The organism is Mesorhizobium sp. CA14 (assembly GCF_020165195.1).
Lineage (GTDB): Bacteria > Pseudomonadota > Alphaproteobacteria > Rhizobiales > Rhizobiaceae > Mesorhizobium.
Genome location: NZ_JAIUHR010000007.1, coordinates 31,761 through 55,566, shown reverse-complemented (window position 1 = coordinate 55,566; position 23,806 = coordinate 31,761). Strand labels below are relative to the sequence as shown.

The 23,806-nt window shown below is 64.0% G+C and carries 20 protein-coding genes and 1 riboswitch; of the genes, 11 read left to right on the top strand and 9 right to left on the bottom strand.

The annotated features are described in order from the left end of the window. Positions 1-146 precede the first annotated feature (146 nt). Both LB565_RS10575 and LB565_RS10570 read right to left on the bottom strand, forming a co-directional pair. The gene (locus tag LB565_RS10575; protein ID WP_224583648.1) at positions 147-590 is read right to left on the bottom strand and encodes a hypothetical protein; all 444 of its coding nucleotides are present in this window, start codon (positions 588-590) and stop codon (positions 147-149) included. Between the two features lie 226 nt (positions 591-816). Continuing rightward, positions 817-1,668, bottom strand: a complete 852-nt coding sequence (locus tag LB565_RS10570; RefSeq protein ID WP_224583646.1) for a hypothetical protein — start codon at positions 1,666-1,668, stop codon at positions 817-819. 321 nt (positions 1,669-1,989) lie between these two features. On the opposite strand from LB565_RS10570, the gene glmM reads away from it, so the two are divergent. From glmM to serA, 5 genes are all read left to right on the top strand, one after another. After that, positions 1,990-3,342, top strand: coding sequence for a phosphoglucosamine mutase (glmM, locus tag LB565_RS10565; RefSeq protein WP_224583644.1), 1,353 nt, complete (start codon positions 1,990-1,992; stop codon positions 3,340-3,342). 221 nt (positions 3,343-3,563) lie between these two features. After that, positions 3,564-4,412, top strand: a complete 849-nt coding sequence (locus LB565_RS10560; protein WP_224583640.1) for an outer membrane protein — start codon at positions 3,564-3,566, stop codon at positions 4,410-4,412. 201 nt (positions 4,413-4,613) lie between these two features. After that, the gene (locus tag LB565_RS10555; protein WP_224583638.1) at positions 4,614-5,495 is read left to right on the top strand and encodes an outer membrane protein; all 882 of its coding nucleotides are present in this window, start codon (positions 4,614-4,616) and stop codon (positions 5,493-5,495) included. Positions 5,496-5,688: 193 nt separating this feature from the next. Continuing rightward, positions 5,689-6,864, top strand: a complete 1,176-nt coding sequence (locus LB565_RS10550) for a phosphoserine transaminase (protein ID WP_224583636.1) — start codon at positions 5,689-5,691, stop codon at positions 6,862-6,864. A 64-nt stretch (positions 6,865-6,928) separates the two neighbouring features. Beyond that, complete coding sequence (serA, locus tag LB565_RS10545; RefSeq protein ID WP_224583635.1) at positions 6,929-8,530, top strand: phosphoglycerate dehydrogenase; 1,602 nt, start codon at positions 6,929-6,931, stop codon at positions 8,528-8,530. Between the two features lie 103 nt (positions 8,531-8,633). Here the strand turns inward: serA and LB565_RS10540 are convergent, their stop codons facing one another. Then, positions 8,634-9,533 (bottom strand): DMT family transporter, encoded by a 900-nt coding sequence (locus LB565_RS10540; protein WP_224583632.1) that lies wholly within the window; start codon positions 9,531-9,533, stop codon positions 8,634-8,636. A 247-nt stretch (positions 9,534-9,780) separates the two neighbouring features. Here LB565_RS10540 and LB565_RS10535 point away from each other — a divergent pair, with 247 nt between their 5' ends. Together LB565_RS10535 and LB565_RS10530 are read left to right on the top strand one after the other, a co-directional pair. Next, entirely contained in the window at positions 9,781-11,079 is a 1,299-nt protein-coding gene (locus tag LB565_RS10535; protein WP_224583630.1) for an adenylosuccinate synthase, read from the top strand. 69 nt (positions 11,080-11,148) lie between these two features. Next, positions 11,149-12,939 carry a hypothetical protein gene (locus LB565_RS10530; protein WP_224583628.1) on the top strand — a complete coding sequence of 597 codons (1,791 nt, stop codon included), beginning with the start codon at positions 11,149-11,151 and terminating at the stop codon, positions 12,937-12,939. Positions 12,940-12,943: 4 nt separating this feature from the next. Here LB565_RS10530 and LB565_RS10525 read toward each other — a convergent pair whose 3' ends face one another. The 4 genes from LB565_RS10525 to LB565_RS10510 all read right to left on the bottom strand — a co-directional run bounded on the left by LB565_RS10525 (position 12,944) and on the right by LB565_RS10510 (position 16,007). Further along, a complete protein-coding gene (locus tag LB565_RS10525; RefSeq protein ID WP_224583626.1) occupies positions 12,944-13,243 on the bottom strand; it encodes a CcdB family protein in 300 nt (99 codons plus the stop codon). After that, positions 13,243-13,485, bottom strand: coding sequence for a type II toxin-antitoxin system CcdA family antitoxin (locus LB565_RS10520; RefSeq protein ID WP_224583624.1), 243 nt, complete (start codon positions 13,483-13,485; stop codon positions 13,243-13,245). The genes LB565_RS10525 and LB565_RS10520 overlap by 1 nt, the downstream gene beginning before the upstream one ends. A 61-nt stretch (positions 13,486-13,546) precedes the next feature. Further along, positions 13,547-15,361 (bottom strand): ABC-F family ATP-binding cassette domain-containing protein, encoded by a 1,815-nt coding sequence (locus LB565_RS10515; protein WP_224583621.1) that lies wholly within the window; start codon positions 15,359-15,361, stop codon positions 13,547-13,549. Position 15,362: 1 nt separating this feature from the next. Next, complete coding sequence (locus LB565_RS10510; RefSeq protein ID WP_224583619.1) at positions 15,363-16,007, bottom strand: thiamine diphosphokinase; 645 nt, start codon at positions 16,005-16,007, stop codon at positions 15,363-15,365. 135 nt (positions 16,008-16,142) lie between these two features. Then, a riboswitch (TPP riboswitch) is annotated at positions 16,143-16,248 on the top strand. Between the two features lie 43 nt (positions 16,249-16,291). Between LB565_RS10510 and thiB the strand changes: the two genes are divergently transcribed. From thiB to LB565_RS10490, 4 genes are all read left to right on the top strand, one after another. Continuing rightward, a complete protein-coding gene (thiB, locus tag LB565_RS10505; protein ID WP_224583616.1) occupies positions 16,292-17,302 on the top strand; it encodes a thiamine ABC transporter substrate binding subunit in 1,011 nt (336 codons plus the stop codon). Between the two features lie 226 nt (positions 17,303-17,528). Further along, positions 17,529-19,154, top strand: a complete 1,626-nt coding sequence (gene thiP / locus LB565_RS10500; RefSeq protein WP_224583614.1) for a thiamine/thiamine pyrophosphate ABC transporter permease — start codon at positions 17,529-17,531, stop codon at positions 19,152-19,154. Continuing rightward, entirely contained in the window at positions 19,151-19,939 is a 789-nt protein-coding gene (gene thiQ, locus LB565_RS10495) for a thiamine ABC transporter ATP-binding protein (RefSeq protein WP_224583612.1), read from the top strand. Before thiP ends, thiQ begins: the two co-directional genes overlap by 4 nt. Positions 19,940-20,092: 153 nt before the next feature. Further along, positions 20,093-21,559, top strand: a complete 1,467-nt coding sequence (locus LB565_RS10490; protein WP_224583610.1) for a M48 family metalloprotease — start codon at positions 20,093-20,095, stop codon at positions 21,557-21,559. 22 nt (positions 21,560-21,581) lie between these two features. Here LB565_RS10490 and LB565_RS10485 read toward each other — a convergent pair whose 3' ends face one another. After that, positions 21,582-21,770: a hypothetical protein gene (locus LB565_RS10485; protein ID WP_224583608.1), complete on the bottom strand. Its 189-nt coding sequence runs from the start codon at positions 21,768-21,770 to the stop codon at positions 21,582-21,584. After that, positions 21,770-23,641 (bottom strand): caspase family protein, encoded by a 1,872-nt coding sequence (locus LB565_RS10480; RefSeq protein ID WP_318012146.1) that lies wholly within the window; start codon positions 23,639-23,641, stop codon positions 21,770-21,772. Before LB565_RS10480 ends, LB565_RS10485 begins: the two co-directional genes overlap by 1 nt. Between the last annotated feature and the right edge of the window lie 165 nt (positions 23,642-23,806).

Below are 23,806 nucleotides of genomic sequence, written 5' to 3'. Positions count from 1 at the left end.
TTTGTTTGGGAATGGAGACAAGGCAAGGCTTCCCTCGTCCTGGCGCCCAGATATCGCCCGACAGCAGATTCTCGGACACGCCTGAGCATAATGGCTCAACGTCTGCGGGAAAACGGTGGAGCGCTTTATCCGCCGTATTCGAATTTTTATGATTCAGCTTTCAGCCGCGCATTGCAGAGGCTGTAGTAGCCGCCGCCCTTCTGGATCCAGCGAAGGCCGTTCAACGTGCCCGCCTCCTTGTTGTCGTGATAACCCTGGAGGCAGGTCTTCATCCGGGCCTTCGCGGGCTTTTCGGTCTTGAACTCGGCGGCGAGGGTGGTCGGGAATGTCACGCCCGCCGGCGCTACAGTGGGGGCGACCGCCGCGCTGGTGTCCGCGGTTTCGACCGACTCCGCGCTGACACTCTCCGCGGCGGACGTCGCGCATTTCTCCTTGCGGAAAGCGGCCCAGTCCATGCCGTTCAGAGTGCCGCCTTCCTTGGCTGCCCGATAGGTCTCGCCGCACTCCTTCATCGTCAGCGCGCTCGCAGGTGAGGCGCTCCAAGCGACCAGTGCCGTCACAGCCAACGTCGCCAATTTCAAACTGAACATTGATACCCTCCTGATTGATAACAGTTTGACGCCTTTTGTATACTGTTTGTTCCCTGTATGTTCAACTAGAATCTTTGCGACTACGGACAAGCCTGGCGGTGAGCAGTGTGGGCCAATTGATGATGCCGACAGTCCAGATGCGAGCAGGTTGCGGGCGTCTTCGCCCGCAACAAAAAGCCCGCGCATCTTGCGATGCGCGGGCTTTGTTCTGGAAGAGACTAACCGATCAGCTCTTCAGCTTGGCATTGCAGAGGCTGTAGAAACCGCCGCCCTTCTGGATCCACTTGAGGCCGTTCAGCGTGTTGGCATCCTTGTTGGCATAGTACTGCTCGAGGCAGGTATGCATGCGGCCCTTGGCCGGGGTCTCGTTGGCGAATTTCGGCGAGATGGCGGTCGGGAAAGTGACGCCCTTCGGAGCGGCCACAGTCGGCTTGGCCGGTTCCTTCGTGAAAGTCGCCTCAGTCGGAGCCGGCACGGTGTCGTCATCGCTGGCGGCGGCGCCGCATTCGGCCTTGCGGAAGTCGTTCCACTTCATGCCGTTCAGCTTGTTGGCGGTCTTCGCAGCCTGATACTTGGTGCTGCATTCGGCCATGGTCAGGCCCTTGCCGCCGTCGGCAGCGGCGGTGGAGGTCTTGGTCGTCGTGGCGGTTTTGGTGCCGGTGGCGGGGGCGGTAGCGGCGGTTGCGCCAGGGCCGCACTCGGCCTTGCGGAAGTCGTTCCACTTCATGCCGTTGAGCGTGCCGGCGGATTTCGCGGCCTGGTACTTGGTGCTGCACTCCTTGGCGCTCAAGCCCTTGGCTGCGTCGTCGGCAGCGGCGGTCGTCTTTGCCTTCTTGGTGGTCTTGGTGTCGGCGGCCTTCGTATCGGTCGCCGTCTTGGTGTCGGTCGCGGCGGAAGCATCGGTGCCGCACTGCGCCTTGCGGAACTGGTTCCAGGTCTGGCCGGCGAGCGTTCCCGCATCCTTGGCCGCGTTATACTTGGTGCTGCACTCGGCCATGGTCAGCGCGTTGGCAGGCGCCGCCAGGAACAAGGTTGCGACGGCGATACCCGTCAAAGCTGCAAGTCTATGAATAAGCATGGCGTTTTCTCCCTTGCTGCCGCCAATAAGTGTCCCTATGCCAAATCAATAGCTCTCAATGTCCGGTTGCGCCAGATGCTTCCGCATCGGTACCCTCACAAAGTGTGTTGCTCCTGATAAGATGATGAATTGCCTGACGGCGTGCCACCAGCCAGAGCTTGCCGGTGGATGGGCACTGAAAAACTTCGCGCGGGCACTTGCGCCGCCCGCGACAATGTTTTTCTAAGGAATGGTAGTATACAATCACGAAATTTGATGACCGGATGCGGCCCAATTGTGGCAATACGGGCGGCTGAAAAACCGACGGGGACTGTAAGGCACATGGCAGGTCAGTATTTCGGCACAGACGGTATCCGCGGTCGCGCCAACAAATTTCCGATGACGGCAGAGGTCGCCATGCGCGTCGGCATGGCCGCCGGGCTCTCGTTCCAGCGCGGCAATCATCGTCACCGCGTCGTGCTCGGCAAGGACACACGGCTTTCCGGCTACATGATCGAGAATGCCATGGTCGCGGGCCTGTGCGCCGCCGGCATGGACGTGTTCCTGCTCGGTCCTATTCCGACACCGGCGGTGGCCATGCTGGTGCGCTCGCTGCGCGCCGACATCGGCGTGATGATCTCGGCCTCGCACAATCCTTATTACGACAACGGCATCAAGCTGTTCGGTCCCGACGGCTACAAGCTTTCCGACGAGATCGAGGAGCGCATCGAGAGCATGCTCGACAAGGACATCGAGCTGGCGCTCGCCGATTCCGACGGGCTCGGCCGCGCCAAGCGCGTCGACGGCGTGCATGACCGCTACATCGAATTCGCCAAGCGCACGCTGCCGCGCTCAATGTCGCTTTCGGGCCTGAGGATCGTCGTCGACTGCGCGAACGGCGCGTCCTACAAGGTGGCGCCCGAGGCGCTGTGGGAACTCGGCGCCGAGGTGGTGGCGATCAATGTCGAGCCGAACGGCTTCAACATCAACAAGGAGTGCGGCTCGACCCATCCGGCCGGCCTGCAGAAGAAGGTGCACGAGGTGCGCGCCGACATCGGCATCGCGCTCGACGGCGATGCCGACCGCGTCGTCATCGTCGACGAGAACGGAGCGATCGTCGACGGCGACCAGATCATGGCGCTGATCGCCGAATCCTGGCACCAGAGCGGACGGCTGGCCGGTGGCGGCGTCGTCTCCACCGTGATGTCCAATCTCGGCCTGGAGCGCTTCCTCGGCGACATGAAGCTGCAGCTCCATCGCACCAAGGTCGGCGACCGCTATGTGGTCGAGCATATGCGCGCGCATGGGCTCAACGTCGGCGGCGAGCAGTCGGGCCACATCGTGCTTTCCGATTTCTCGACCACCGGCGACGGCCTGGTCTCCGCCTTGCAGGTGCTGGCCTGCATCAAGCGGCAGAACCGCCCGGTCAGCGAGCTGTCGAAGAAGTTCGAGCCGGTGCCGCAGCTTCTGAAAAATGTCCGCATCTCCGGCGGCAAGCCGCTGGAGGAGGCGCCGGTCAAGGCGGCGATCGAGGAAGGACGCAACCGGCTCGGCACGTCCGGCCGCCTCGTCATCCGGCCTTCCGGCACCGAGCCGCTCATCCGCGTCATGGCCGAGGGCGACGATCCGCAACTGGTCGAAGCGGTCGTCAACGAAATCGTCGGCATCCTCCAGGAAACCCGCAGCGCCGCCTGAATCCGGTCGCCAGCCGGGAGTTCTCCTTATCCGAAAGCCCGCCATTGTGGCGGGCTTTCGTTTCTTGTGCCGCTCGCACAACGGCGTTCGCTCTAAAATTGTATAGATTCGTGGTTAATCGGTACGGTTAAACGGCTTTTAACCTTTGCAATTCATTATCCAAACCCGAGGTCAATCATCTTCGGGCGGGAGTCGTCCCGAGGCTTCTTAGGGGTGACAGAATGTTCAAGACAGCAAGAATGGCATTGCTTGCCGTGCTGTTCGCGGGCTTGGCCGGACCGCTCTTTGCGGCCGACCTCCCCGAACCGCAAATCGAAGAGGCGCCGCCGCCCGTCGTCGAGCAGCAGCCGATCGATGTCGGCGGCTGGTATATCCGCGGCGACATCGACTATCACAAGTCGAGCCTGCGCGGCATCGACTACATGACCTACGCCGTTGACCCTTGTAACTGCTCGGTCACTCCCGGCAGCAAAAGCTTCGATTTCGGCAAGCTCAAGGGCGGCTTCTCGCTTGGCGGCGGCGTCGGCTACAAGATCAATGATTACTTCCGTACGGACGTGACCGCCGACTATTGGTTCAAGTCGAACTTCAATGGCCAGACTTCGGACTTGACGACCACGCCGGTCCAGATATCGACTGAGGTGTCGAAGATGAGCGCCCTGCTGCTGCTCGCCAACGCCTATGTCGACATCGGCACCTGGCACGGCATCACGCCCTATGTCGGCGCCGGCATCGGCGGCGCGCATGTCAAGTGGGACACGGTCCACGATCCGAACACCACCGAGACCAATCCGGGCTCCTCCAACTGGCGCTTCGCCTACGCTCTGATGGCCGGTGCTTCCTACTGCCTGACCGACAGGGTGATCCTCGATGCGGGCTACCGCTTCACCCACATCCAGGGCGGCCGCATGTTCGAATGGGATGCGAGCAGCACCGGACCGGGCTTCGATCGCGGCATCAACACTCACGAAGTGCGCGGCGGCCTGCGCTACCAGTTCGGCGGCAACAATGGCTGCGCCGCACCGGTGGTCGCCTATCAGCCGGAACCGGAACCGATCTACACCAAGTAATCGCTTCCTGAATCTGGAATTTCAAAGCCGCCCGGCGCCAGCCGGGCGGCTTCGCTTTTGCGGCATCCGTAAAATCGCATCGAAATCAATTCGGTAACCGCCTGTTATCCTTAACCGGCACTTAACCACTATGGTTAACAATGGCTCCTTGAAACGGCGCCCGCATTTCGCGGCTGGCGCCAATTTCAGGAGCCGGGGACCATGATATCCAGATCGCGTATCGCGTCAGCGCTTGCCGCAATCATCCTGTTGCCGATGACGCCGGCGCTGGCGGCGGATTACGACCCGCCGATCTATGTCGACCAGGCGCCGGACTACCAGCCGGTCGAGGTCGGTTCGGGCTGGTACCTGCGCGGCGATGTCGGCTATGCCTTCAGCCATCCGTTTGACGACACCAGCAACAATCCGGGCTTTTCGCACAGCCGGACGCTCTTTGATGCCAGCGTCGGCATGGGCTATCATTTCAACGACTATCTTCGCGCGGATCTGAACCTGGGGATCCTGCCGTCAAACAAGTTCAGCGACAGCGTGGATACCACGTGTAGCGGTTCAACAACGACGACAGTCGTCGACAACACCTCCGGAACGATTACGAGCCAAGTCACTGCTCGGCCAACCACGCAGCCCTGCAAGGGATCCAGCAACGCCTTGAACAAGGCCTATAGTCTGATGGCCAACGGCTATGTCGATCTCGGTACCTATGTCGGTATCACGCCCTATATCGGCGCCGGCGCTGGCGTTGTCTACGACAAATACGCCAGTACAATCGGCGCGAAGAACTGCGTTACCCTGTCGCCCAGCAGCGTCGTCGGTAACGGCACCACCACCACGACGCAATTCAACTGCGATGACCCTGCAGGCTATAATGGGCAGGTCAGTTCGAAGGCCAGTTACGACTTTGCGTATTCGCTGGCGGCCGGCCTCTCCTATCAGATGACCAAAAACGTTTCGGTCGACCTCGGCTACGAATATCTTTCAATCCCGAGCGCCCGGTATGTCGCCTATGACAACGGGCTCTTCAACGTTCACAAGGGTGTGAACTTCCAGACCGTCAAACTGGGGCTACGCTACGATCTTTGGTAGCGCAGAGGCCAGCACAACTTGAGGATGGCCGGTCTTCAGGCCTGCCGTTTGCTTTTAACTTGTTGTTTTTCGGGAGCGGGTATCCCGGCAGCGACAAAAACTTTCCCCTTGACGCCGAAAGGCTGAGCGCATATCGCCGTCCGTGGGCCACCCCTCCCCAACGAGGGGCCACTATCTGGAAGGATAGACCACGATGACGACGCCTACCAAGCCCGGACTCCGTCCGGCAAATCCCAATTTCTCCTCAGGTCCCTGCGCAAAACGCCCCGGCTGGTCGGCCGAGGCGCTGAAAGCCGCCGCGCTCGGACGCTCGCACCGCGCCAAGATCGGCAAGGCGAAGCTCGAACAGGCGATCGAGCTGACGCGCGACATCCTCAAGGTTCCCACCGGCTACCGCATCGGCATCGTGCCGGCGTCGGACACCGGCGCGGTCGAGATGGCACTATGGTCGCTGCTCGGCGAGCGCGGCGTCGACATGGTCGCCTGGGAGAGCTTCGGCTCCGGCTGGGTGACCGATGTCGTCAAGCAGCTCAAGCTCGCCGATGTGCGCAAGTTCGAGGCCGGCTATGGCAAGCTGCCCGACCTGGCGCAGGTCGATTTCGACCGCGACGTTGTCTTCACCTGGAACGGCACGACCTCGGGCGTGCGCGTTCCGAACGGCGATTTCATTCCGGCGAACCGCAAGGGTCTGACCATCTGCGACGCCACCTCGGCGGCGTTCGCGCAGCGGCTCGACTTCGAGAAGCTCGATGTCGTCACTTTCTCCTGGCAGAAGGTGCTGGGCGGCGAGGGCGCGCATGGCATGCTGATCCTGTCGCCCCGCGCCGTCGAGCGGCTGGAGACCTACAAGCCGGCCTGGCCACTGCCGAAAATCTTCCGCCTCACCTCGGGCGGCAAGCTAATCGAGGGCATCTTCAAGGGCGAGACCATCAACACGCCGTCGATGCTGTGCGTGGAGGATTATCTCGATGCTCTTCGGTGGGCGAAGTCCATCGGCGGCCTGGAGGCGTTGATCGCCCGCGCGGACGCCAATGCCGCGGTGCTCAACCGGTTTGTTGAGAAGTCGCCGTGGCTCGGTCATCTCGCCGTCGATCCGGCAACGCGCTCGAACACGTCGGTGTGCCTCTCCTTCACCGATTCTGACGTGGCGGCGCTCGACGCCGACGGCCAGACGGCTTTCGCCAAGGGGATTGTGTCTTCGCTCGACAAGGAAGGCGTCGCTTACGACATCGGCTCCTATCGCGATGCCCCGCCCGGCCTGCGCATCTGGTGCGGCGCAACCGTCGAGACTTCCGATCTCGAAGCGCTGCTGCCCTGGCTCGACTGGGCCTTCGCCACCCAGAAGGCGTCGCTCAAGGCAGCGGCCTGAGTTTCATGGTGGCCCGCGGGCCGCCATTTCCCGACACATCCATTCCCACGTCAAGGAGGCCGCAATGGCGCCCCGCGTTCTCGTTTCGGATAAACTTTCCACCACCGCCGTGCAGATCTTCAAGGATCGCGGCATCGACGTCGACTATCTGCCCGATCTCGGCAAGGACAAGGAAAAGCTCGCCGAGGTGATCGGCCAATATGACGGCCTCGCCATCCGATCGGCGACCAAGGTCACCGAGAAGCTGATCAATGCCGCCACCAGGCTCAAGGTCGTCGGCCGCGCCGGTATCGGCGTCGACAATGTCGATATCCCGGCCGCCAGTCGCAGGGGTATCATCGTGATGAACACGCCCTTCGGCAATTCGATCACCACGGCCGAACATGCGGTGGCGATGATCTTCGCGCTGGCGCGGCAGATACCGGAAGCCAATGCCTCGACCCATGCCGGCAAATGGGAGAAGAACCGCTTCATGGGCATCGAGATCACCGGCAAGACGCTGGGCGTGATCGGCTGCGGCAATATCGGCTCGATCGTCGCCACGCGCGGCGTCGGCCTGAAGATGCATGTGATTGCCTTCGACCCGTTCCTGTCGGACAGCCGCGCTGAGGAACTCGGCGTCGAGAAGGTCGAGCTCGACGAGCTCTTTCACCGCGCCGACTTCATCACGCTGCATACACCGCTGACCGACAAGACGCGCAACATCATCGACGCGGCGGCGATCGCCAAGATGAAGAACGGCGTGCGCATCATCAATTGCGCCCGCGGCGGGTTGGTCGTCGAGGCCGATCTGGTCGCGGCGCTGAAAAGCGGCAAGGTGGCGGGCGCCGGCGTCGACGTGTTCGAGGTCGAGCCGGCGGAAAACAACCCGCTGTTCGGCATGGAGAACGTCGTGGCGACCCCGCATCTCGGCGCCTCGACCACCGAGGCGCAGGAGAATGTCGCGCTGCAGGTCGCCGAGCAGATGAGCGACTACCTCATCAAGGGCGCAGTCTCCAATGCCATCAACATGCCTTCGATCACGGCCGAGGAAGCGCCGCGGCTGAAACCCTTCGTCAAGCTTGCCGAAGTGCTCGGCGCCTTTGTCGGTCAGGTCACCGAGGATCCGATCAAGGAGGTCGAGATCCTGTTCGACGGCTCGACCGCGACGATGAACACGCGCGCGCTGGTGAGTGCCGCCCTTGCCGGCCTCATTCGGCCGCAGGTTTCCGACGTCAACATGGTGTCGGCACCGATCATGGTGAAGGAGCGCGGCATCATCGTCGCCGAGGTCAAGCGCGACAAGTCGGGCGTGTTCGACGGCTATATCAAGCTCACCGTCAAGACCGAGCACAGGACGCGCTCGATCGCCGGCACCTGCTTCTCCGACGGCAAGCCGCGCTTCATCCAGATCAAGGGCATCAATCTCGACGCCGAAGTCGGGCAGCACATGCTCTACACGACCAATGCCGACGCGCCGGGCATCATCGGCCTGCTCGGCACGGTGTGCGGCGAGAACGGCGTCAACATCGCCAACTTCCAGCTCGGCCGCAATCGTCCGGGCGGCGATGCTATCGCGCTGCTCTATCTCGATGCGCCGTTTCCCGAGCCCGTGCTCGAGAAGGTGCGTGCGCACAAGTCGATCGACTCGGCGAAGCGGCTGCGCTTCGACGTCGGCGGCGAATAGCTGATTCTCCGTCACCCGACATCAAAACGCCCCCGTCTGCAACAGGCGGGGCGTCGACGGCATAGCCGTCACCTGATGGCTGTTTGGCGCATGATTTGAGACATCATTCTGCCTGCAGCGCTGCTCGGCTGCCGCTGTATTCGGCAAGCGCAATACCGCCGAGGACAAGCGCCAGCGCGAAAGCCTGATAGGCCTGAAACTGCTCGCCGACGATCAGCACCGAAAGCAGCGTGCCGAAGATCGGCACCAGGTTGATGAACAGGCCGGCGCGGTTGGCGCCGATCAGCTCGTTGCCCTTGATATAGAGAACCTGCGAGACCACCGAAGCGCCGAGCGCCGTATAGAGCGTGAGCGACCAGCCACGCGCATCCGGTACGATGACATGGCCGGCCGCGACCTCCCAGATGAAGAACGGCACTGACGTCAGCAGCGCGGCGATCGACAGCGCCAGCATGAAACTTTGCCAGCGGATTGCCGGCTTGAGGCGCAGCCCCACCGAATAGAGGCTGTAGCAAAGCACCGCGACAAGCATGATGGCGTCGCCGAAGTTGAGGTCGAGCTTCAGCAACTGGCCGAGATCGCCATGGCTGGCAGTCAGCGCGACGCCGACGATGGTGAGCACGACGCCGACGATCTGCAGGGGTCGCACGCGCAGCCTGAACAGCACGAAATTGGCAAGGATGATGACAATCGGGATGGCTGCCTGTTCGATCGAGACATTGATGGCGGTCGTGTAGTTGAGCGCGGTGTAGAAGATGACGTTGAAGATGGTGAAGCCGCAAGCGCCGAGGCCGGCAAGCAGCTTCCAGTTTCTGCGCACTTTGGGCCAATCCTCGCGCAGTGTCCGCCAGCCGATGGGAAGCAGGATCATCACGGCCATGACCCAGCGCAGGAACACCAGCGTCATTGGCGAGACATGGCCGACGGCAAGCTTGCCCGCCACCGAATTGCCGCCCCACAAGAGCATGGTCGACAGAAGGAACAGATAGGCGGCTCTGTGCATGGAGGATCCGGCCCTGCAGCGTATTCGCGGGTTCAGGCCGGCCTAGTGCGACAGCGGCGACAAGTAAATGATGCGAAAGCCGGATTTTGTTGTGCCTGGATCAAGTTGACACTCGCCGACCTTCGGTTCGGGGATCATGCTCCAGGATGGTTTCGACGGCAAAGAAAGGGTCGCGCCGGCCGGCGCTTGACGCTATAGAGGCCTGTCGTTTTCAGGCCGCCCGCGCGGCATTTCAAGGGAAAAGAACATGGCCAATGTGGTGGTCGTCGGCTCGCAGTGGGGTGACGAAGGCAAGGGCAAGATCGTCGACTGGCTGTCGGAACGGGCCGATGTGGTCGTGCGCTTCCAGGGCGGCCACAATGCCGGCCATACGCTGGTCGTCGACGGCAAGGTCTACAAGCTGTCGCTGCTGCCATCAGGCGTGGTCAGGCAGGGCAAGCTTTCGATCATCGGCAATGGCGTGGTGTTCGATCCGCATGCCTTCGTCGCCGAAGCCAAGAAGCTCAAGGAACAGGGCGTGGAGGTCACGCCGGAGCGCCTGAAAATAGCCGAAAACACCGCGCTTATCCTGTCCTTGCACCGGGAGCTGGACGGATTCCGCGAAGACGCCGCCTCGAATTCCGGAACCAAGATTGGCACGACCCGCCGTGGGATCGGCCCTGCCTACGAGGACAAGGTGGGCCGGCGCGCGGTGCGGGTGATGGATTTGGCGGATTTGGAAACGCTCCCCTTGAAGGTCGACAGGCTGCTGACGCACCACAACGCGCTGCGCCGCGGGCTCGGCCATCCGGAAGCGACGCATGAGGCGATCATGCAGGAGCTGACTTCGGTGGCCGCCGAAATCCTGCCTTACATGGACCGCGTCTGGAAAGTGCTCGACGACAGGCGTCGCGCCGGTGAGCGCATCCTGTTCGAGGGCGCGCAGGGCACGCTGCTCGACATCGACCACGGCACCTATCCCTTCGTCACCTCGTCCAACACGGTCGCGGGGCAGGCAGCCGCCGGTTCCGGCGTCGGCCCCGGCGTCATCGGCTATGTGCTAGGCATCACCAAGGCCTATACGACGCGCGTCGGCGAGGGGCCGTTCCCGACGGAACAGAAGAACGACATCGGCGAGTTCCTCGGCACACGCGGCCACGAATTCGGCGTCGTCACTGGACGCAAGCGCCGCTGCGGCTGGTTCGACGCCGTGCTGGTGCGCCAGGCGGTAGCCGTCAACGGCATCAAGGGCATTGCGCTCACCAAGCTCGACGTGCTCGACGGGCTGGACGAGATCAAGGTCTGCACGGGCTACAGGCTCGACGGCGAGACGATCGATTACCTGCCGGCCAGCCAGGGCGCGCAAGCGCGGGTCGAGCCCATCTATGAGACGCTCGAAGGCTGGAAGGGAACCACGGCCGGCGCCAGAAGCTGGAACGATTTGCCGGCGCAAGCGGTCAAATATGTCCGCCATATCGAGGAGCTGATCGGCGCCCCGGTGGCGCTGCTCTCCACCAGCCCCGAGCGGGACGACACAATACTTGTGACCGACCCGTTTCAAGACTAGTTTCACAGCCCTTCCCGGCGCTATGGCTGATTTGCAGCCGGCGGGAAAAGAATGCAGGTCACTTGACGCATGGCAGATTTCGTTAGTGTTCTGAAGAAGCAGCTCGACAAGAAGGTGGATCCTTCGTTCGAGGTGCGCAAACAGATATACGACGGTGCCCGCGCGGTGCTGGCGAAGAAGCTCGCTGAATATTCCCCGCCGCTTGCGCCCGATGTCGTCAGCAAGCAGAAGCGCTCGCTGGAAGACGCGATCTCCAGCGTCGAGCGCGACTATGTCAAACGCGTTCCGGCCGAGGATCCGCTGGCGGAGCTGGAGCATATCTTCTCCTCTATCGACCGTAACAAGAATCAGCCTTACCACTCCCGCCAGCCCGAGGCGCCGGCCCCTGCCAAACCGGATCCGTTCAAATCCGAACCGTTCAAGCCGGCGACCCCGCCCGCCAGGACGGAACCGAGCTGGCAAAGCGCGCCGAAGGCGGAGCCCGCGCCGCAGAACGCTGCGAAGGCCGAGCCGGCCTGGCAGAACACGGCAAGGACGGAGCCAAGTTGGCAGGCGGCGCCAAAGGCCGAGCCAGCATGGCAGAAAGCCCCGCCACCGCCAATCCCGTCGCCGCGTGAAGACGATGTAGGCTTGGCGGGCTTGGACGATGCCGATGATGGCGGCGACGTCTTTGCCAATGACGAGCAGCCGGCGGCCGACACCTTCCAGCGTCTGCGGCCGCAGTCGCGGGAGCGCAAGCGCGGTTATGGCGGCTTGATCGCCGCCGTCATCGCGCTCCTGGTGCTGGCGGGCGGCGGCTACGGCATATGGCTGAACAAGAATGCGTTCGGCTCGCTGTTCGGCCTTGGCGGCGGCAGCAAGACGGTTTCGACCGAGCCGCTGGCGAAGCCGGCTCCGGCCAAGCCCGCCGCCGAGACGGCCGCGGCGCCGGCCCCCGCCAGCGCCAGCGAGCCAGCTGAGACGACCAAGTTCACGCAACGCCTGACGCCGGAGGGCAAGGAGACCGATCCCGGCCCCGCCGGCGGACAGCCCACGATCGGCGAAGGCGAATCCGTCGCGGCGCTGACGTCGCGGCCGCCCGCCGCAGCAACGGCGCCGGCGGCGACCCCGCCTGCTGCGGCCACGCAAACACCCGGGGCGCCTGCCGTAACGCCGGCTGCGCCGGCGGCCGGCGCGGCCAATCCGACACCGCCTGCGGCCGGAACCACACCGCCTGCGGCTGGCGCCACGCCGCCTGCGGCTGGAGCAACGCCGCCGGCCGCCGGCACGACGCCGCCCGCGCCGGCAACGGCCGCGGCGACCGTGCCGGTCGGGCAGAAGGCGATCTTCTATGAGGAGCGCACCAGCACCCAGCAAGGCACGGCCGAGCCCGGCAGCATCGTCTGGTCACTGGTGCAGGAATCGCCCGGCGGCGACCTGCCGCCGGAGCCGGCAATCCGCGCCGAGGCGACGATCCCGGGCAAGAACATCCAGCTGCGCATGACGATCCGGCGCAACACCGACCAGACGCTTCCGGCCAGCCACATCGTCGAGATGATCTTCCTGACGCCGGAAGGATTTGACGGCGGCGGCGTCGACAACATCCTGCGTATCGCCATGAAGAGCTCCGAACAGGATGCCGGCAGCCCGCTGATCGGCATTCCGGCCAAGATCGCCGACGGCTTCTTCCTCGTCGCGCTCAACGACACCAAGGCCGACGAAGACGCCAACCTGACGCTGCTGAGGGGCCAGGACTGGATCGACGTGCCGGTGGTCTACAAGACCGGACGCCGCGCGCTGCTCACCATGGAAAAGGGTATCCCGGGCGAGAAAGTGTTCGACGAGGCGCTGAAGGCCTGGGCTGCGAAGACGTCGGGGTGAGGCGTTAAAAACCTTGAAAGAGCATGTCGAGCGCCGCGACGATATCGTCGTGGTGGCTCGTAAGATTGGTCCGATTTTCGCCGAGTTCGCTCGCAGCGACCGTAGCGATCAGGTGGGTGGCCATTACCATCTTCCGGCCGTTGATATCGAAGATCGGATGCAGCCTGCGCATCGGCGAAGGAGTCGAGGTCAGTGGCAGAAGCGGAACGACCACGCGAGTTTTGAAGTGGTCGAGCAGGTCGGATTGAACGTCGAGCAGATATCCGCCTTCGATGCCGCTGGCGAAGACGTCATAACGCGCCATCAGAATTGCCGATGCTCGGCGAGCGGGATGCCATGCTTATCGATATAGTCGTTCCAAGCGTCCATCGTCGCGCGGTTTTCAAGCTTCCATAGCCGCGTCTTCTCGGCAACGACCGCTTCCGCTATACCGGCTTCCGCCGCACGCGACACATTGACGTTGAGTCCCTTGGCTTCCGCCATGAGGTGAGAATCGATCGACAGATTGGCCGGTTGACGGACCGCGTTCGCTGCTATCTTGCGCATGAGAGTCACCTCGATATGCGCATATTTTATGCGCATTCTCGGTTTGTTGCAACGGAGGGAACTACCCTTCCATCTCTTCCCGCAGCATCTCCAGCTCCAGCCACTCTTCCTCGAGCGCGGCAAGCGTCGTGCGCTCCTTGTCGAGCGCGGCGATGGTCTTCTGGAACGAGACGGGATCGCGCTCGTAGAAGGAGGGGTCGGCGATGTTGTTCTCCAGTCGCGAGATCGAGGCCGTCACCGCCTCGATCTTCTTCGGCAGGGAATCCAACGCGAATTTCTGCTTGAAGGAGAGCTTTTTCGCAGGGCTCTTGGACGCTGGTTGTTCGGCTTTCGGCGAAGCCTCGGCGGTCTCGGCCTTCGACCTTGCCTTGCGGTCTTCCAGCCTGGAGCCGCCGCGCTGCGCCAGCATGTCGGAATAGCCGCCGGCATATTCGATCCAGCGGCCGTTGCCCTCCGGCGCGATCACGCTGGTGACGGTACGGTCGAGGAAGTCGCGGTCGTGGCTGACCAGGATCACCGTTCCGGCAAAGCCCGCGACCAGTTCCTGCAGCAGCTCCAGCGTCTCCATGTCGAGGTCGTTGGTCGGCTCGTCGAGCACCAGAAGATTCGCCGGCCGCGCCAGCACGCGCGCCAGCAGAAGCCGCGCGCGCTCGCCGCCCGAAAGCTCGCGCACCGGCGTGCGCGCCTGCTCCGGCTTGAACAGGAAATCCTTCATGTAGGAGACGACGTGACGCTGCTCGCCATTGACGAGCAGGTTCTCGCCGCGCCCGTCGGTCAGGTAATGCGCCAGCGTTTCCTGCGGATCTACCGCTTCGCGTTTCTGGTCGAGCGTTGCGATCTCTAAATTGACGCCAAGCCGAACCGTACCCGCGTCCGGCGCCAACTCGCCGGTCAGCATCTTCAAAAGCGTCGTCTTGCCGGCGCCGTTCGGGCCAACCAGGCCGACGCGGTCGCCGCGCTGGATGCGGGTCGAGAAATCCTTGACCACGGTGAGGTCGCCGAAGCTCTTGTCGATGGCCTTGGCCTCGATCACGAGCTTGCCGGATTCGGCGGCGTCGCTCGCTACCATGGTGGCGGTGCCCTCGGCGCCGCGATGGCTGCGAAAGCGCTGGCGCATGGTCTGCAATTCGCCCAGGCGGCGCATATTGCGCTTGCGCCTGGCGGTCACGCCGTAGCGCAGCCAGTGCTCCTCGCGCACGATCTGGCGGCCGAGCTTGTGCTGCTCGCGCTCTTCCTCCTCCAGCACCTGGTCGCGCCATTCCTCGAAATGGGCAAAGCCCTTGTCCAGCCGCCGTGTCTGGCCGCGATCGAGCCAGACGGTGGCGCGCGAGACGCGCTCGAGAAAGCGGCGGTCGTGCGAAACAAGGATGACGGCGGAAGAGGTGCGGGCAAGCTCTTCTTCCAGCCATTCAATCACCGAAAGGTCGAGATGGTTGGTGGGCTCGTCGAGCAAAAGGATATCGGGCTCCGGCGCCATGACACGCGCAAGGGCAGCACGACGCGCCTCGCCGCCGGAAAGGTCGCTCGGCCGTTCCTCGCCGGTCAGGCCGAGATGCTCCATCAGATAGGTGGCGCGATGCGGGTCGTCGGCCGGGCCGAGGCCGGCCTCGACGTAGGCGCGCACGGTGGCGAAGCCATCCATGTCGGGCAGCTGCGGCAGATAGCGGACCGTCGCCGAGGGCTGCCTGAACACTTCGCCGTTCTGCGGCTCGATCATGCCGGCGGCGATCTTGAGCAGGGTCGACTTGCCTGAGCCGTTGCGTCCGACCAGCGCGATCTTCTCGCCGGCGGATGCGCTGAGCGCCGCGCCATCGAGCAGCGGCGTCCCGCCGAAGGTCAGTTTAATGCCGTCGAGATTGAGGAGTGGCGGCGCCATATCAGCTTTCTGGAAGAGGATAGGGGTGGGCCAGAAGCAGCGCCCGGCCGCGCTCCAGCGCGATGCCAAGCTGCCCTTTGACCTCGTTTGATATAGTGAGCGAGGAGCCGAACGCCACCTCGACGCGGTCGAGCGGCCATTTGGCGCCGGTGACCGTCAATCCGGCGAGCTCCGAGAAGCCGAGGACCGAAAACAAGGTGCCGTCCGCATAGTCGAAGGCGGCGCTGCCCGGCAAAACGGGAACACCTTCCTGCGCGCCGCTGGTCAGCAGCACCGTCGTGCCTGCCTCGGCCAGCCGCACGGCCAGCGCCAGATGCAGGAAAGCATGGTCGGCGCGCTTGCCGCCGAAGGCGCCGGCCAGAACGAGGCTGGTGGCGCCGCGCTTAAGCGCTTCCGCTATGGCGAGCTCGCCATCGGTCATGTCCTTCTCGGCCGGAAAGACTTTTCGCGGCACCGCGGCGAGATCATCCGGCAGGTTCGCCGGCACGGAATCGAAATCGCCGACCCAAAGCTCCGGCATCAGGCCAAGCATGCGGGCATGGCCGATGCCGGCATCGGCGGCGATGACGCGCGAGCCTTCGATCTGACGTTCGAGCCGGGGCGTGCGGATAAGCTCGCCGCCAAGCAGGATGGTGAATGTGCCCATGGCGTCGCCCTTACCAGCCTGTCGGGTGAAACGGAAGCCGGATGCAGCGCGCTTCGGTTGCGAGCCCTGCCGGCGAACATTCGCTGCCCGGCAAACTTCCGCTTGCGCGCCGCTTCGGCCGGGCCTATCTGTCGAAACGCTCTAACGGGGTGCCGGACGTGATCCGGCTGAGAGGCAATCAAGCCAACCCGCTGAACCTGATCCGGTTTGTACCGGCGGAGGGATTAGACGTTTCGGACCATCCGGCGCCTCAATTCCTTGTCACACGAACGAAGGAGGCGCCGATGCGCTCGCTATTGTCCCAGCTTGTTCTCGCAACCGGCCTTGTTTCGCTTCTGACGGGCGTCGCGCCTGCCGAGGCAAAGGACAAGCTCACCGTCTATACTTATGAAAGCTTCACCGCCGATTGGGGTCCCGGCCCGGCGGTGAAGAAGGAATTCGAGGCCGAATGCGGCTGCGATCTCGAATTCGTCTCGGTGGCAGACGGCGTGGCGCTCCTCAACCGCGTCAAGCTCGAAGGCGCCGGCACCAAGGCCGATATCGTGCTCGGCCTCGACACCAATCTCACCGCCGACGCCAAGGCGAGCGGCCTGTTCGCGCCGCATAGCGAAGTGTCCGGCATCGACGTGCCCGGCGGCTGGAAGGACGACACTTTCGTGCCTTTCGACTATGGTTATTTCGCCGTCGTCTATGACACGCAGAAGCTGAAGAACCCGCCGAAGAGCCTGAAGGAACTGGTCGAAGGTAACGGCACGGACAAGATCGTCATCCAGGATCCGCGCACCTCGACCCCGGGACTCGGTCTGCTCTTGTGGGTGAAGTCGGTCTATGGCGACAAGGCGCCGGAAGCCTGGGCCAAGCTCAAGCCGAAGGTCTTGACGGTGACGCCGGGCTGGAGCGAAGCCTATGGCCTGTTCACCAAGGGCGAGGCGCCGATGGTGCTCTCCTACACCACCTCGCCGGCCTACCACATGGTGGCCGAGAACACGGAGCGCTACCAGGCGGCCTCTTTCGAGGAAGGCGAATACCTGCAGATCGAGGTCGCCGGCATCACGACGGCCGGCGCGAAGAACCCGCTGGCGCAGAAATTCATCGCTTTCATGACCGGACCGAAATTCCAGGATGTCATTCCGGAAACCAACTGGATGTTCCCGGCCGGCAAGACCGACAAGCCGCTCAACCCGGCCTTCGACAAGCTGGTCAAGCCGACCAAGACCTTGCTGTTCAGCCCCGAGGAGGTGGCAGCCAATCGCAAGGCGTGGGTGGATGAGTGGCTGGCGGTGATGAGCAAGTAACTTTGGACAATTGATCGAAGGATGATCGCTCTACGGCGCCCCCCTTTGTCCTGCCGGACATCTCCCCCTCTAGGGGGGAGATTAGCTTTCATCGGCGATTTCGCTAACCGCCGACATAGGAAAGAGCGGGGTGTCAAAGCTGCCAATCTCCCCCCTAGAGGGGGAGATGTCCGGCAGGACAAAGGGGGGCGCGAAGGAACGCGGCATGCGTTAACTCGAACCCCGTATGTGCAGCGTGCACTCCGCACGTGACTCCCGCGTCACCGCCGGTGCCATCGCGCTCGCGGCAATCGCGCTGCTCATCGGCGGCGCCTTCGCTGGCCTTGCCGTCGAAGGCGCGCAAGATCTCTCCGGCGCTGCCGCTGCCTTCGACGGCTACCTCCTGCGCGTCGCCCGCTTCACCCTGTGGCAGGCGGCTCTGTCGACGCTGCTGTCGGTTGCGCCGGCGCTGCTCGTGGCGCGCGCTTTGTCGAGGCATCCGGCCTTTCCAGGTCGCGGCCTGATCCTGCAATTGTTCACCGTGCCGCTGGCATTGCCGGCCATCGTCGCCACGCTCGGCGTCTTGGCGCTTTACGGTCGCGCCGGATATTTTGCCGGCGCTTTCGCCAGGCTTGGCGGCGCAGAGTGGCCGGGAATCTACGGCCTCTCCGGCATCCTGGTCGCGCATGTCTTCTTCAACCTGCCCCTGGCGACGCGCCTGTTCCTCGAGGCGCTCGGCACCGTTCCCGCCGACCAGTGGCGGCTGGCGAGCCAGCTCGGCATGGGCGCCCGGCCGGCCTTCCGGCTGATCGAATGGCCAGTGCTGCGCGCGGCCCTGCCGGGGATTGCCGGGCTGGTCTTCATGCTCTGCATCACCTCCTTCACCATCGTGCTGACGCTGGGCGGCGGTCCGGCCGCGACGACGCTGGAGGTCGCCATCTACCAGGCGCTGCGCTTCGATTTCGATCCGGCGCGCGCCGTGGTGCTGACGCTGCTGCAGATCGCGCTGACCTTCATCGTGGTCGTCGCTCTCACGCGGCTCGGCGCCAACACGGTCGGCGACGCCAATCTGCCGGTCGCGCCGCGCCGCTACCTTTCAGCGGGCCGGCTCGAAACCGTGCTGAATGCCGGCCTCATCACGCTTGCCCTGCTGTTCGTCGCCGGACCGATGGCGGCGACGCTGCTTTCAGGCCTCGAGGCCGATCTCGGCAGGCTGGCGGGCGAGGAAGCGGTGCGCCGCGCGACGCTCACCAGCGCGGGCCTTGCCTTGCTTGCGGCGCTGCTCAGCGTGACGCTGTCGCTGGCGTTGATTGAGGCGCGGCGCGCGCTGGCCCTGCGCCGCCGCTCGGGGAACACCATGTCGCTGCTCGAACATGCCGCCGACACCGGCGCCGGCTTCGTGCTCGTCGTGCCGCCGATCGTGCTTGGCGCCGGCTGGTTCCTGGCGCTGCGCCATGTCACCGATGTCTTCGCCGTCGCGCCGGTCATGGTCGTCGCCGTCAACGCGGTGATGGCGATGCCGTTCGCCATCCGCGCCATTCGCCCGGCCTATGACGCGGCGAGCGAACGCCATGAGCGGCTTTGCCTGGCGCTCGGCATATCCGGCTGGAACCGGCTCAGCCTGATCGACTGGCCGTCGCTGAGGCGGCCCTTGGCCACCGGCTTCGCCTTCGCCATGGCGCTGTCGCTCGGCGATCTCGGCGTGATCGCGCTCTTCGGCAGCGATTCGGTGCAGACCTTGCCCTATCTGCTTTTGGCGCGCATGGGCAGCTACCGGACAGCCGACGCCGCGGGACTTGCCTTGCTGCTTGGCCTTGTCTGCCTGATGCTGGTGGTGGCCGCCGACCGGCTGGGGCGGGAAGGAAAGCGATGACGACGACCATTAAGGGCACCGCCGCGCAAAAGCGCCTCACTGTCACGCTGGATGGCGTCTCGTTCAGCTATGGCGAGTCTTCTTTTCGCTTCAATGCCGAATTCGCGGCCGGCAGGATCACCGCCATCATGGGGCCGAGCGGTTCCGGCAAGTCGACATTGCTCAATTTGATAGCGGGCTTCGAAACGCCCGACACCGGCAAGGTGCTGATCGGCGGCATTGACATCGGCGATACGCCGCCTTCGGCGCGACCGGTGTCGATGGTGTTCCAGGAAAACAATTTGTTCGCGCATCTTTCCGTCGAAGCCAATGTCGGGCTCGGCCGCTCGCCATCGCTGAAACTCGGCGACGCCGATCGCATTGCCGTCGCCGAGGCGCTGGCGCGGGTTGGCCTAGCTGGCAAGGAAAAGCGGCTGCCGCGCGAGCTTTCCGGCGGCGAGCGGCAGCGCGTGGCGCTGGCGAGGGTGCTGCTGCGCGACCGGCCGGTTTTGCTGCTCGACGAGCCTTTCGCATCGCTCGGCCCGGCGCTGCGCGAGGACATGCTCGACCTTGTCGCCGGCATCCACGCCGAGCGCAAAATGACGGTCCTGTTCGTCACGCATCAGCCGGAAGATGCGCGCCGCATCGGCCAGGATGTGGCATTTCTCGATGAAGGCATGATCGCGGCGACCGGGCCGGCCGACGATTTCTTCGATCGGTCTGGACCGGATGCGTTCAGGCGCTATATCGGCGATCGAGGCGGCACCGTTGCCGGATCACAACATATTGCCCGGAAGCGGACATAATTTATGGCCAAACCGGCAATGGGCGATCCGGCGTTTCCTTGCCTTGTCCGGGGGAGTATGGCTAGGTCCGGCCATGCTGGTCCGGATGGGCCGTGATTTGCCGAAAGATTTGGAAAGGAAGCCGACCTGTCGAGCGGCGCTAAGAAGGTGTGGATGAAGCCGCGGGCACGATTTTTCGCGCTGGCGAGCGTTGCCTTGCTGGCGAGCTGCCAGATGTTCACACCGCCGGACGTGCAGGAGAGCGGCTTCCAGCCTTCCGACAAGCCGATCACCGTCGACAATGTCGTCGCCAACGCCAAGCTCGCCGAAATGGCGAAGGCGCAGCATCCGCGCATCCTGGCGACCTATGGCGGCGAATATTCCGACCCCAAGCTGGAACGCATGGTGGCCAAGGTCGTCGGCAATCTGACGGTGGTGTCGGCCAATCCGACCCAGACCTATCGTATCACAATCCTCAACTCGCCCAACGTCAACGCGTTCGCGCTGCCGGGCGGCTATCTCTATGTGACGCGCGGGCTGCTGGCGCTGGCCAACGATTCCTCCGAGCTTGCCGCCGTCATCGCGCATGAGATGGGCCACGTCACCGCCAATCACGGGCTGCAGCGGCAGCAGCTCGAGGCCGAGGAAGGCCTGGCGACCAAGGTGGTTTCCGATGTGCTCGGCGACAGCCCGACCGCCAAGGCGGCGCTCATCCGCGGCAAGCTCAGGCTCGCGCAATTCTCGCGCAACCAGGAACTGCAGGCCGACGCCATCGGCATCAAGTCGATCGGCGAGGCGGGCTATGATCCCTATGCCGCCGGCCGCTTCCTGCAATCGATGTCTGCCTATACGGATTTCCGCTCGGTGAGCGGCGCCACCGACGCCAGCCTCGACTTCCTGGCGACGCACCCGAACACGCCGCAGCGTATCGAGCTGGCGCAGCGCCTCGCGCGCAATTTCGGCCCGCCCGGCGTCGGCACGCGCGACCGCGACGCATTTCTGGCCGGCATAGACGGCCTGCTCTACGGCGACACGCCGGAAGAAGGCTATGTGCGCGGCCAGACCTTCATGCATCCCAATCTCGGCGTCTCCTTCACCGTGCCGGACGGGTTCGTCATCGACAATTCAGCAGCAGCGGTGACCGCGACCGGGCCGGGCGACATCGCCATCCGCTTCGACGGCGTGGCGATCGACAAGTCGGTCTCGCTCACCGATTACATCCGCAGCGGCTGGGTGGCAGGGCTGGAAGACGCCAGCGTGCGCCAGGAGACGATCAACGGCAACGATGCAGCGACGGCGCATGCCAGCGCGCAAGGCTGGCAGTTCGACATCGCGGTGATCCGCGCCGGCGGGCAGGTCTACAGGCTGCTGACGGCCGCGCCCTCAGCCAGCACTTCGCTGGACCCGGTGGCGCGCTCGGTCAGCGGCTCCTTCCGCGTGCTGAGCCCGGCCGAGAAGGCAGCGCTGAAGCCGCTGCATATCCGCGTCGTCACCGTCCAGGCCGGCCAGACCATGGGCTCGCTCGCCGCCCAGATGGTCGGCGTCGACCGCAAGCTCGATCTGTTCCGGGTGCTCAACGCCATGTCGCCGGGCGCCAGCGTATCGGCGGGCGACAAGGTCAAGATCGTCACCGACAAGTAAGCCCAGAGCGGCCATAAAACCGCTAGAGCAATTCCAGGAAAGGTGTGAGCGGTTTTCCGTTCCGGAATTGCGTAAAAACAAAGAGATAGAGCGTTTCACCGTTTCCGTGAAACGCTCTATTGCCGCGGTTGCTTCGGGTCGCTGCATTACCGCTTGCACCTGGATCATCGGCGGTCGGCGATAGCAGCACCGCCACCATCGTCAATGCCATCAACCATTGCTGTTGTCGCCGCTGCCGCGTCCAGACTGCGAATGATCGTTATCGCCAGCACTGCCGCCGCGCCAGGGCGCTGGGTCAATTGGTACCACAGGGACCTTTGGCGTGTTCGGCGGCGGCGCTTTTGGCGCAGGGGCGCGGATTACCTTCACCTTCGTGATCACTTTCGTGATGACCTTGGGCTTGCACACGGCGAGTACCTGGGTGCTTCGATTCGGCGGAAGCCCAAGAATTCCCATCGAATAAGCATCTTGCCGCTCCATGCCCGCCTTCAGGAACGCCAAGGCGCGGGCCGGGTCGGCGGGAACGCCGTTGCGGCCCTCCTTGAAGATCAGCGCAAGCTCCTTCATGGCATCGATATGCCCCATCGCCGCCGCCTGGAGCAACAGGTCCAGGCCCTTGCCGGTATCGCGCTCGACGCCGATGCCATTGAACAAAGCGCGGCCCCAGGCGGCCATGGCGTAGGGATCTCCCCTGTCGGACGCTTTCGAATAAAGGTCGTTCGCCTTCGACGTGTCGGCAGCCGTCCCCATTCCGGACGAGGCGATGGAGCCCAGCGCGAACAGGGCGCGAATATGTTCCTTGTCGGCAGCCTGCTGGATCGCCTGCCTGGCCTCGTCGATCCTGCCCGACGCCAGCAGCGCCCGCCCGAGCTCGTAACGGAAGCGCGCAATGCCGGGATAGGATTTCACCGCCGCCTCGCAGGCTTCGACAGCCCCGCTGCCGATCTCGTTCGGCAAGCGGCCCGGAACGACGCCTTGCAGGTCGAGCGGCTCGCCGGCGGCCTGGTCGCAGGGGTCGACGTTCGGCGACAGTTTCACCGTCGCCTGTCTCGCGGCGTTGCCCACGCGGATCTGGAAGCCGACTTCGACGGGAGCGACCGAGCCGATCTGCGGCTCGTAGCGCAGCTTGTCGACCTCGGCGGCCATCAGGCTCGATTGCGGCGAAAGCACGCGATCCGGCAGGGACAGCGTTCCGGTTGCCGGGTAGCTCGCGAGCTTGAGGCCGAGCGAGGCATCCTTGGCCGCGAAGTCCAGTTTCAGCGGAACCGGGCCGACGCCGACCGGGACGCGGATGTCGCGATTGTCCATCGCTTCGGCAGCGGCGGAGACCTGAATTCCGCGCTCCGCTGTCTGTTGGTTCTGCTCAGCGTCGGGCGGCGGCGCGGGTTGCTCCGTTCCGCGCATCAGCACGACATCGTCGATCAGCGAGGAGTTCTCCCACGGAACCTGCTTGCCGTTGGTCGCCTTGACCACATCGCGACGCACGGCCGCCATCACCGAGCGTATTTCCTGGTTCGGCGCCAGCGCGCGGCGGGAGAAGGACGATGAAAACGGGCTGAGGTCGCCGGATCCGTCATAGGCGACGGCGCCGGGTTCCGTGGCAAAGGCAATCAGCGTGTTCTGCGAGCCTGTCACCTGCGCAAGGCCGCTGCCGCCGGCGACGATCAACTGGTCGCGCAGCCAATAGTCCTTGCGCGGGAAAGGATCGTCGCGGCAGGCGTCGAGGATGATCATCTGGACCTTCGATCTCGAGCGCAGCTGCCGCAATATGTCGTCGACCTTGATGGCCTGGACTTCCATGTCCGCGGCATCTTTCAACGACGCATCCACCGGGATCAGGAAATTCTCCCCGCCGATCTGAAAGCCGTGGCCGGAATAATAGACGACCGCGAGATCGGCGCCGTCCGCCGCCGCCAGATAGTTGCGGAACTTCTCTTCGAATTGAAGCTTGGTGAGGTCCTTGGCCGCGAACACCTCGAAGCCGGCCAGCCGGAATGTCTTCGATACATCCTCGGCGTCCTTGTCGGGATTCTTGAGGGCTGGGATTTCGCGATATTGCGAATTGCCGATCACGAGGGCCACCCTTCGATCGGCATGCGCTTGGAATGTCGTGAGACCCACGAGGATCAAGGCTGCAAGGAGCGCGCAGCATCGCAGCATGGCAAATCCCCCATGTGTTGTGATCTGGAGGAGTCAAAAAGCCGATTGCGGCGCAACGGTCTGTTAAAGAGCTCACAATCCTCGTTA

Coding starts and splice junctions, on each gene's coding strand:
- LB565_RS10575 (WP_224583648.1), bottom strand. CDS start 590: ATGTTCAGTTTGAAATTGGCGACGTTGGCTGTGACGGCACTGGTCGCT.
- LB565_RS10570 (WP_224583646.1), bottom strand. CDS start 1,668: ATGCTTATTCATAGACTTGCAGCTTTGACGGGTATCGCCGTCGCAACC.
- glmM (WP_224583644.1), top strand. CDS start 1,990: ATGGCAGGTCAGTATTTCGGCACAGACGGTATCCGCGGTCGCGCCAAC.
- LB565_RS10560 (WP_224583640.1), top strand. CDS start 3,564: ATGTTCAAGACAGCAAGAATGGCATTGCTTGCCGTGCTGTTCGCGGGC.
- LB565_RS10555 (WP_224583638.1), top strand. CDS start 4,614: ATGATATCCAGATCGCGTATCGCGTCAGCGCTTGCCGCAATCATCCTG.
- LB565_RS10550 (WP_224583636.1), top strand. CDS start 5,689: ATGACGACGCCTACCAAGCCCGGACTCCGTCCGGCAAATCCCAATTTC.
- serA (WP_224583635.1), top strand. CDS start 6,929: ATGGCGCCCCGCGTTCTCGTTTCGGATAAACTTTCCACCACCGCCGTG.
- LB565_RS10540 (WP_224583632.1), bottom strand. CDS start 9,533: ATGCACAGAGCCGCCTATCTGTTCCTTCTGTCGACCATGCTCTTGTGG.
- LB565_RS10535 (WP_224583630.1), top strand. CDS start 9,781: ATGGCCAATGTGGTGGTCGTCGGCTCGCAGTGGGGTGACGAAGGCAAG.
- LB565_RS10530 (WP_224583628.1), top strand. CDS start 11,149: ATGGCAGATTTCGTTAGTGTTCTGAAGAAGCAGCTCGACAAGAAGGTG.
- LB565_RS10525 (WP_224583626.1), bottom strand. CDS start 13,243: ATGGCGCGTTATGACGTCTTCGCCAGCGGCATCGAAGGCGGATATCTG.
- LB565_RS10520 (WP_224583624.1), bottom strand. CDS start 13,485: ATGCGCAAGATAGCAGCGAACGCGGTCCGTCAACCGGCCAATCTGTCG.
- LB565_RS10515 (WP_224583621.1), bottom strand. CDS start 15,361: ATGGCGCCGCCACTCCTCAATCTCGACGGCATTAAACTGACCTTCGGC.
- LB565_RS10510 (WP_224583619.1), bottom strand. CDS start 16,007: ATGGGCACATTCACCATCCTGCTTGGCGGCGAGCTTATCCGCACGCCC.
- thiB (WP_224583616.1), top strand. CDS start 16,292: ATGCGCTCGCTATTGTCCCAGCTTGTTCTCGCAACCGGCCTTGTTTCG.
- thiP (WP_224583614.1), top strand. CDS start 17,529: ATGTGCAGCGTGCACTCCGCACGTGACTCCCGCGTCACCGCCGGTGCC.
- thiQ (WP_224583612.1), top strand. CDS start 19,151: ATGACGACGACCATTAAGGGCACCGCCGCGCAAAAGCGCCTCACTGTC.
- LB565_RS10490 (WP_224583610.1), top strand. CDS start 20,093: ATGAAGCCGCGGGCACGATTTTTCGCGCTGGCGAGCGTTGCCTTGCTG.
- LB565_RS10485 (WP_224583608.1), bottom strand. CDS start 21,770: ATGGCATTGACGATGGTGGCGGTGCTGCTATCGCCGACCGCCGATGAT.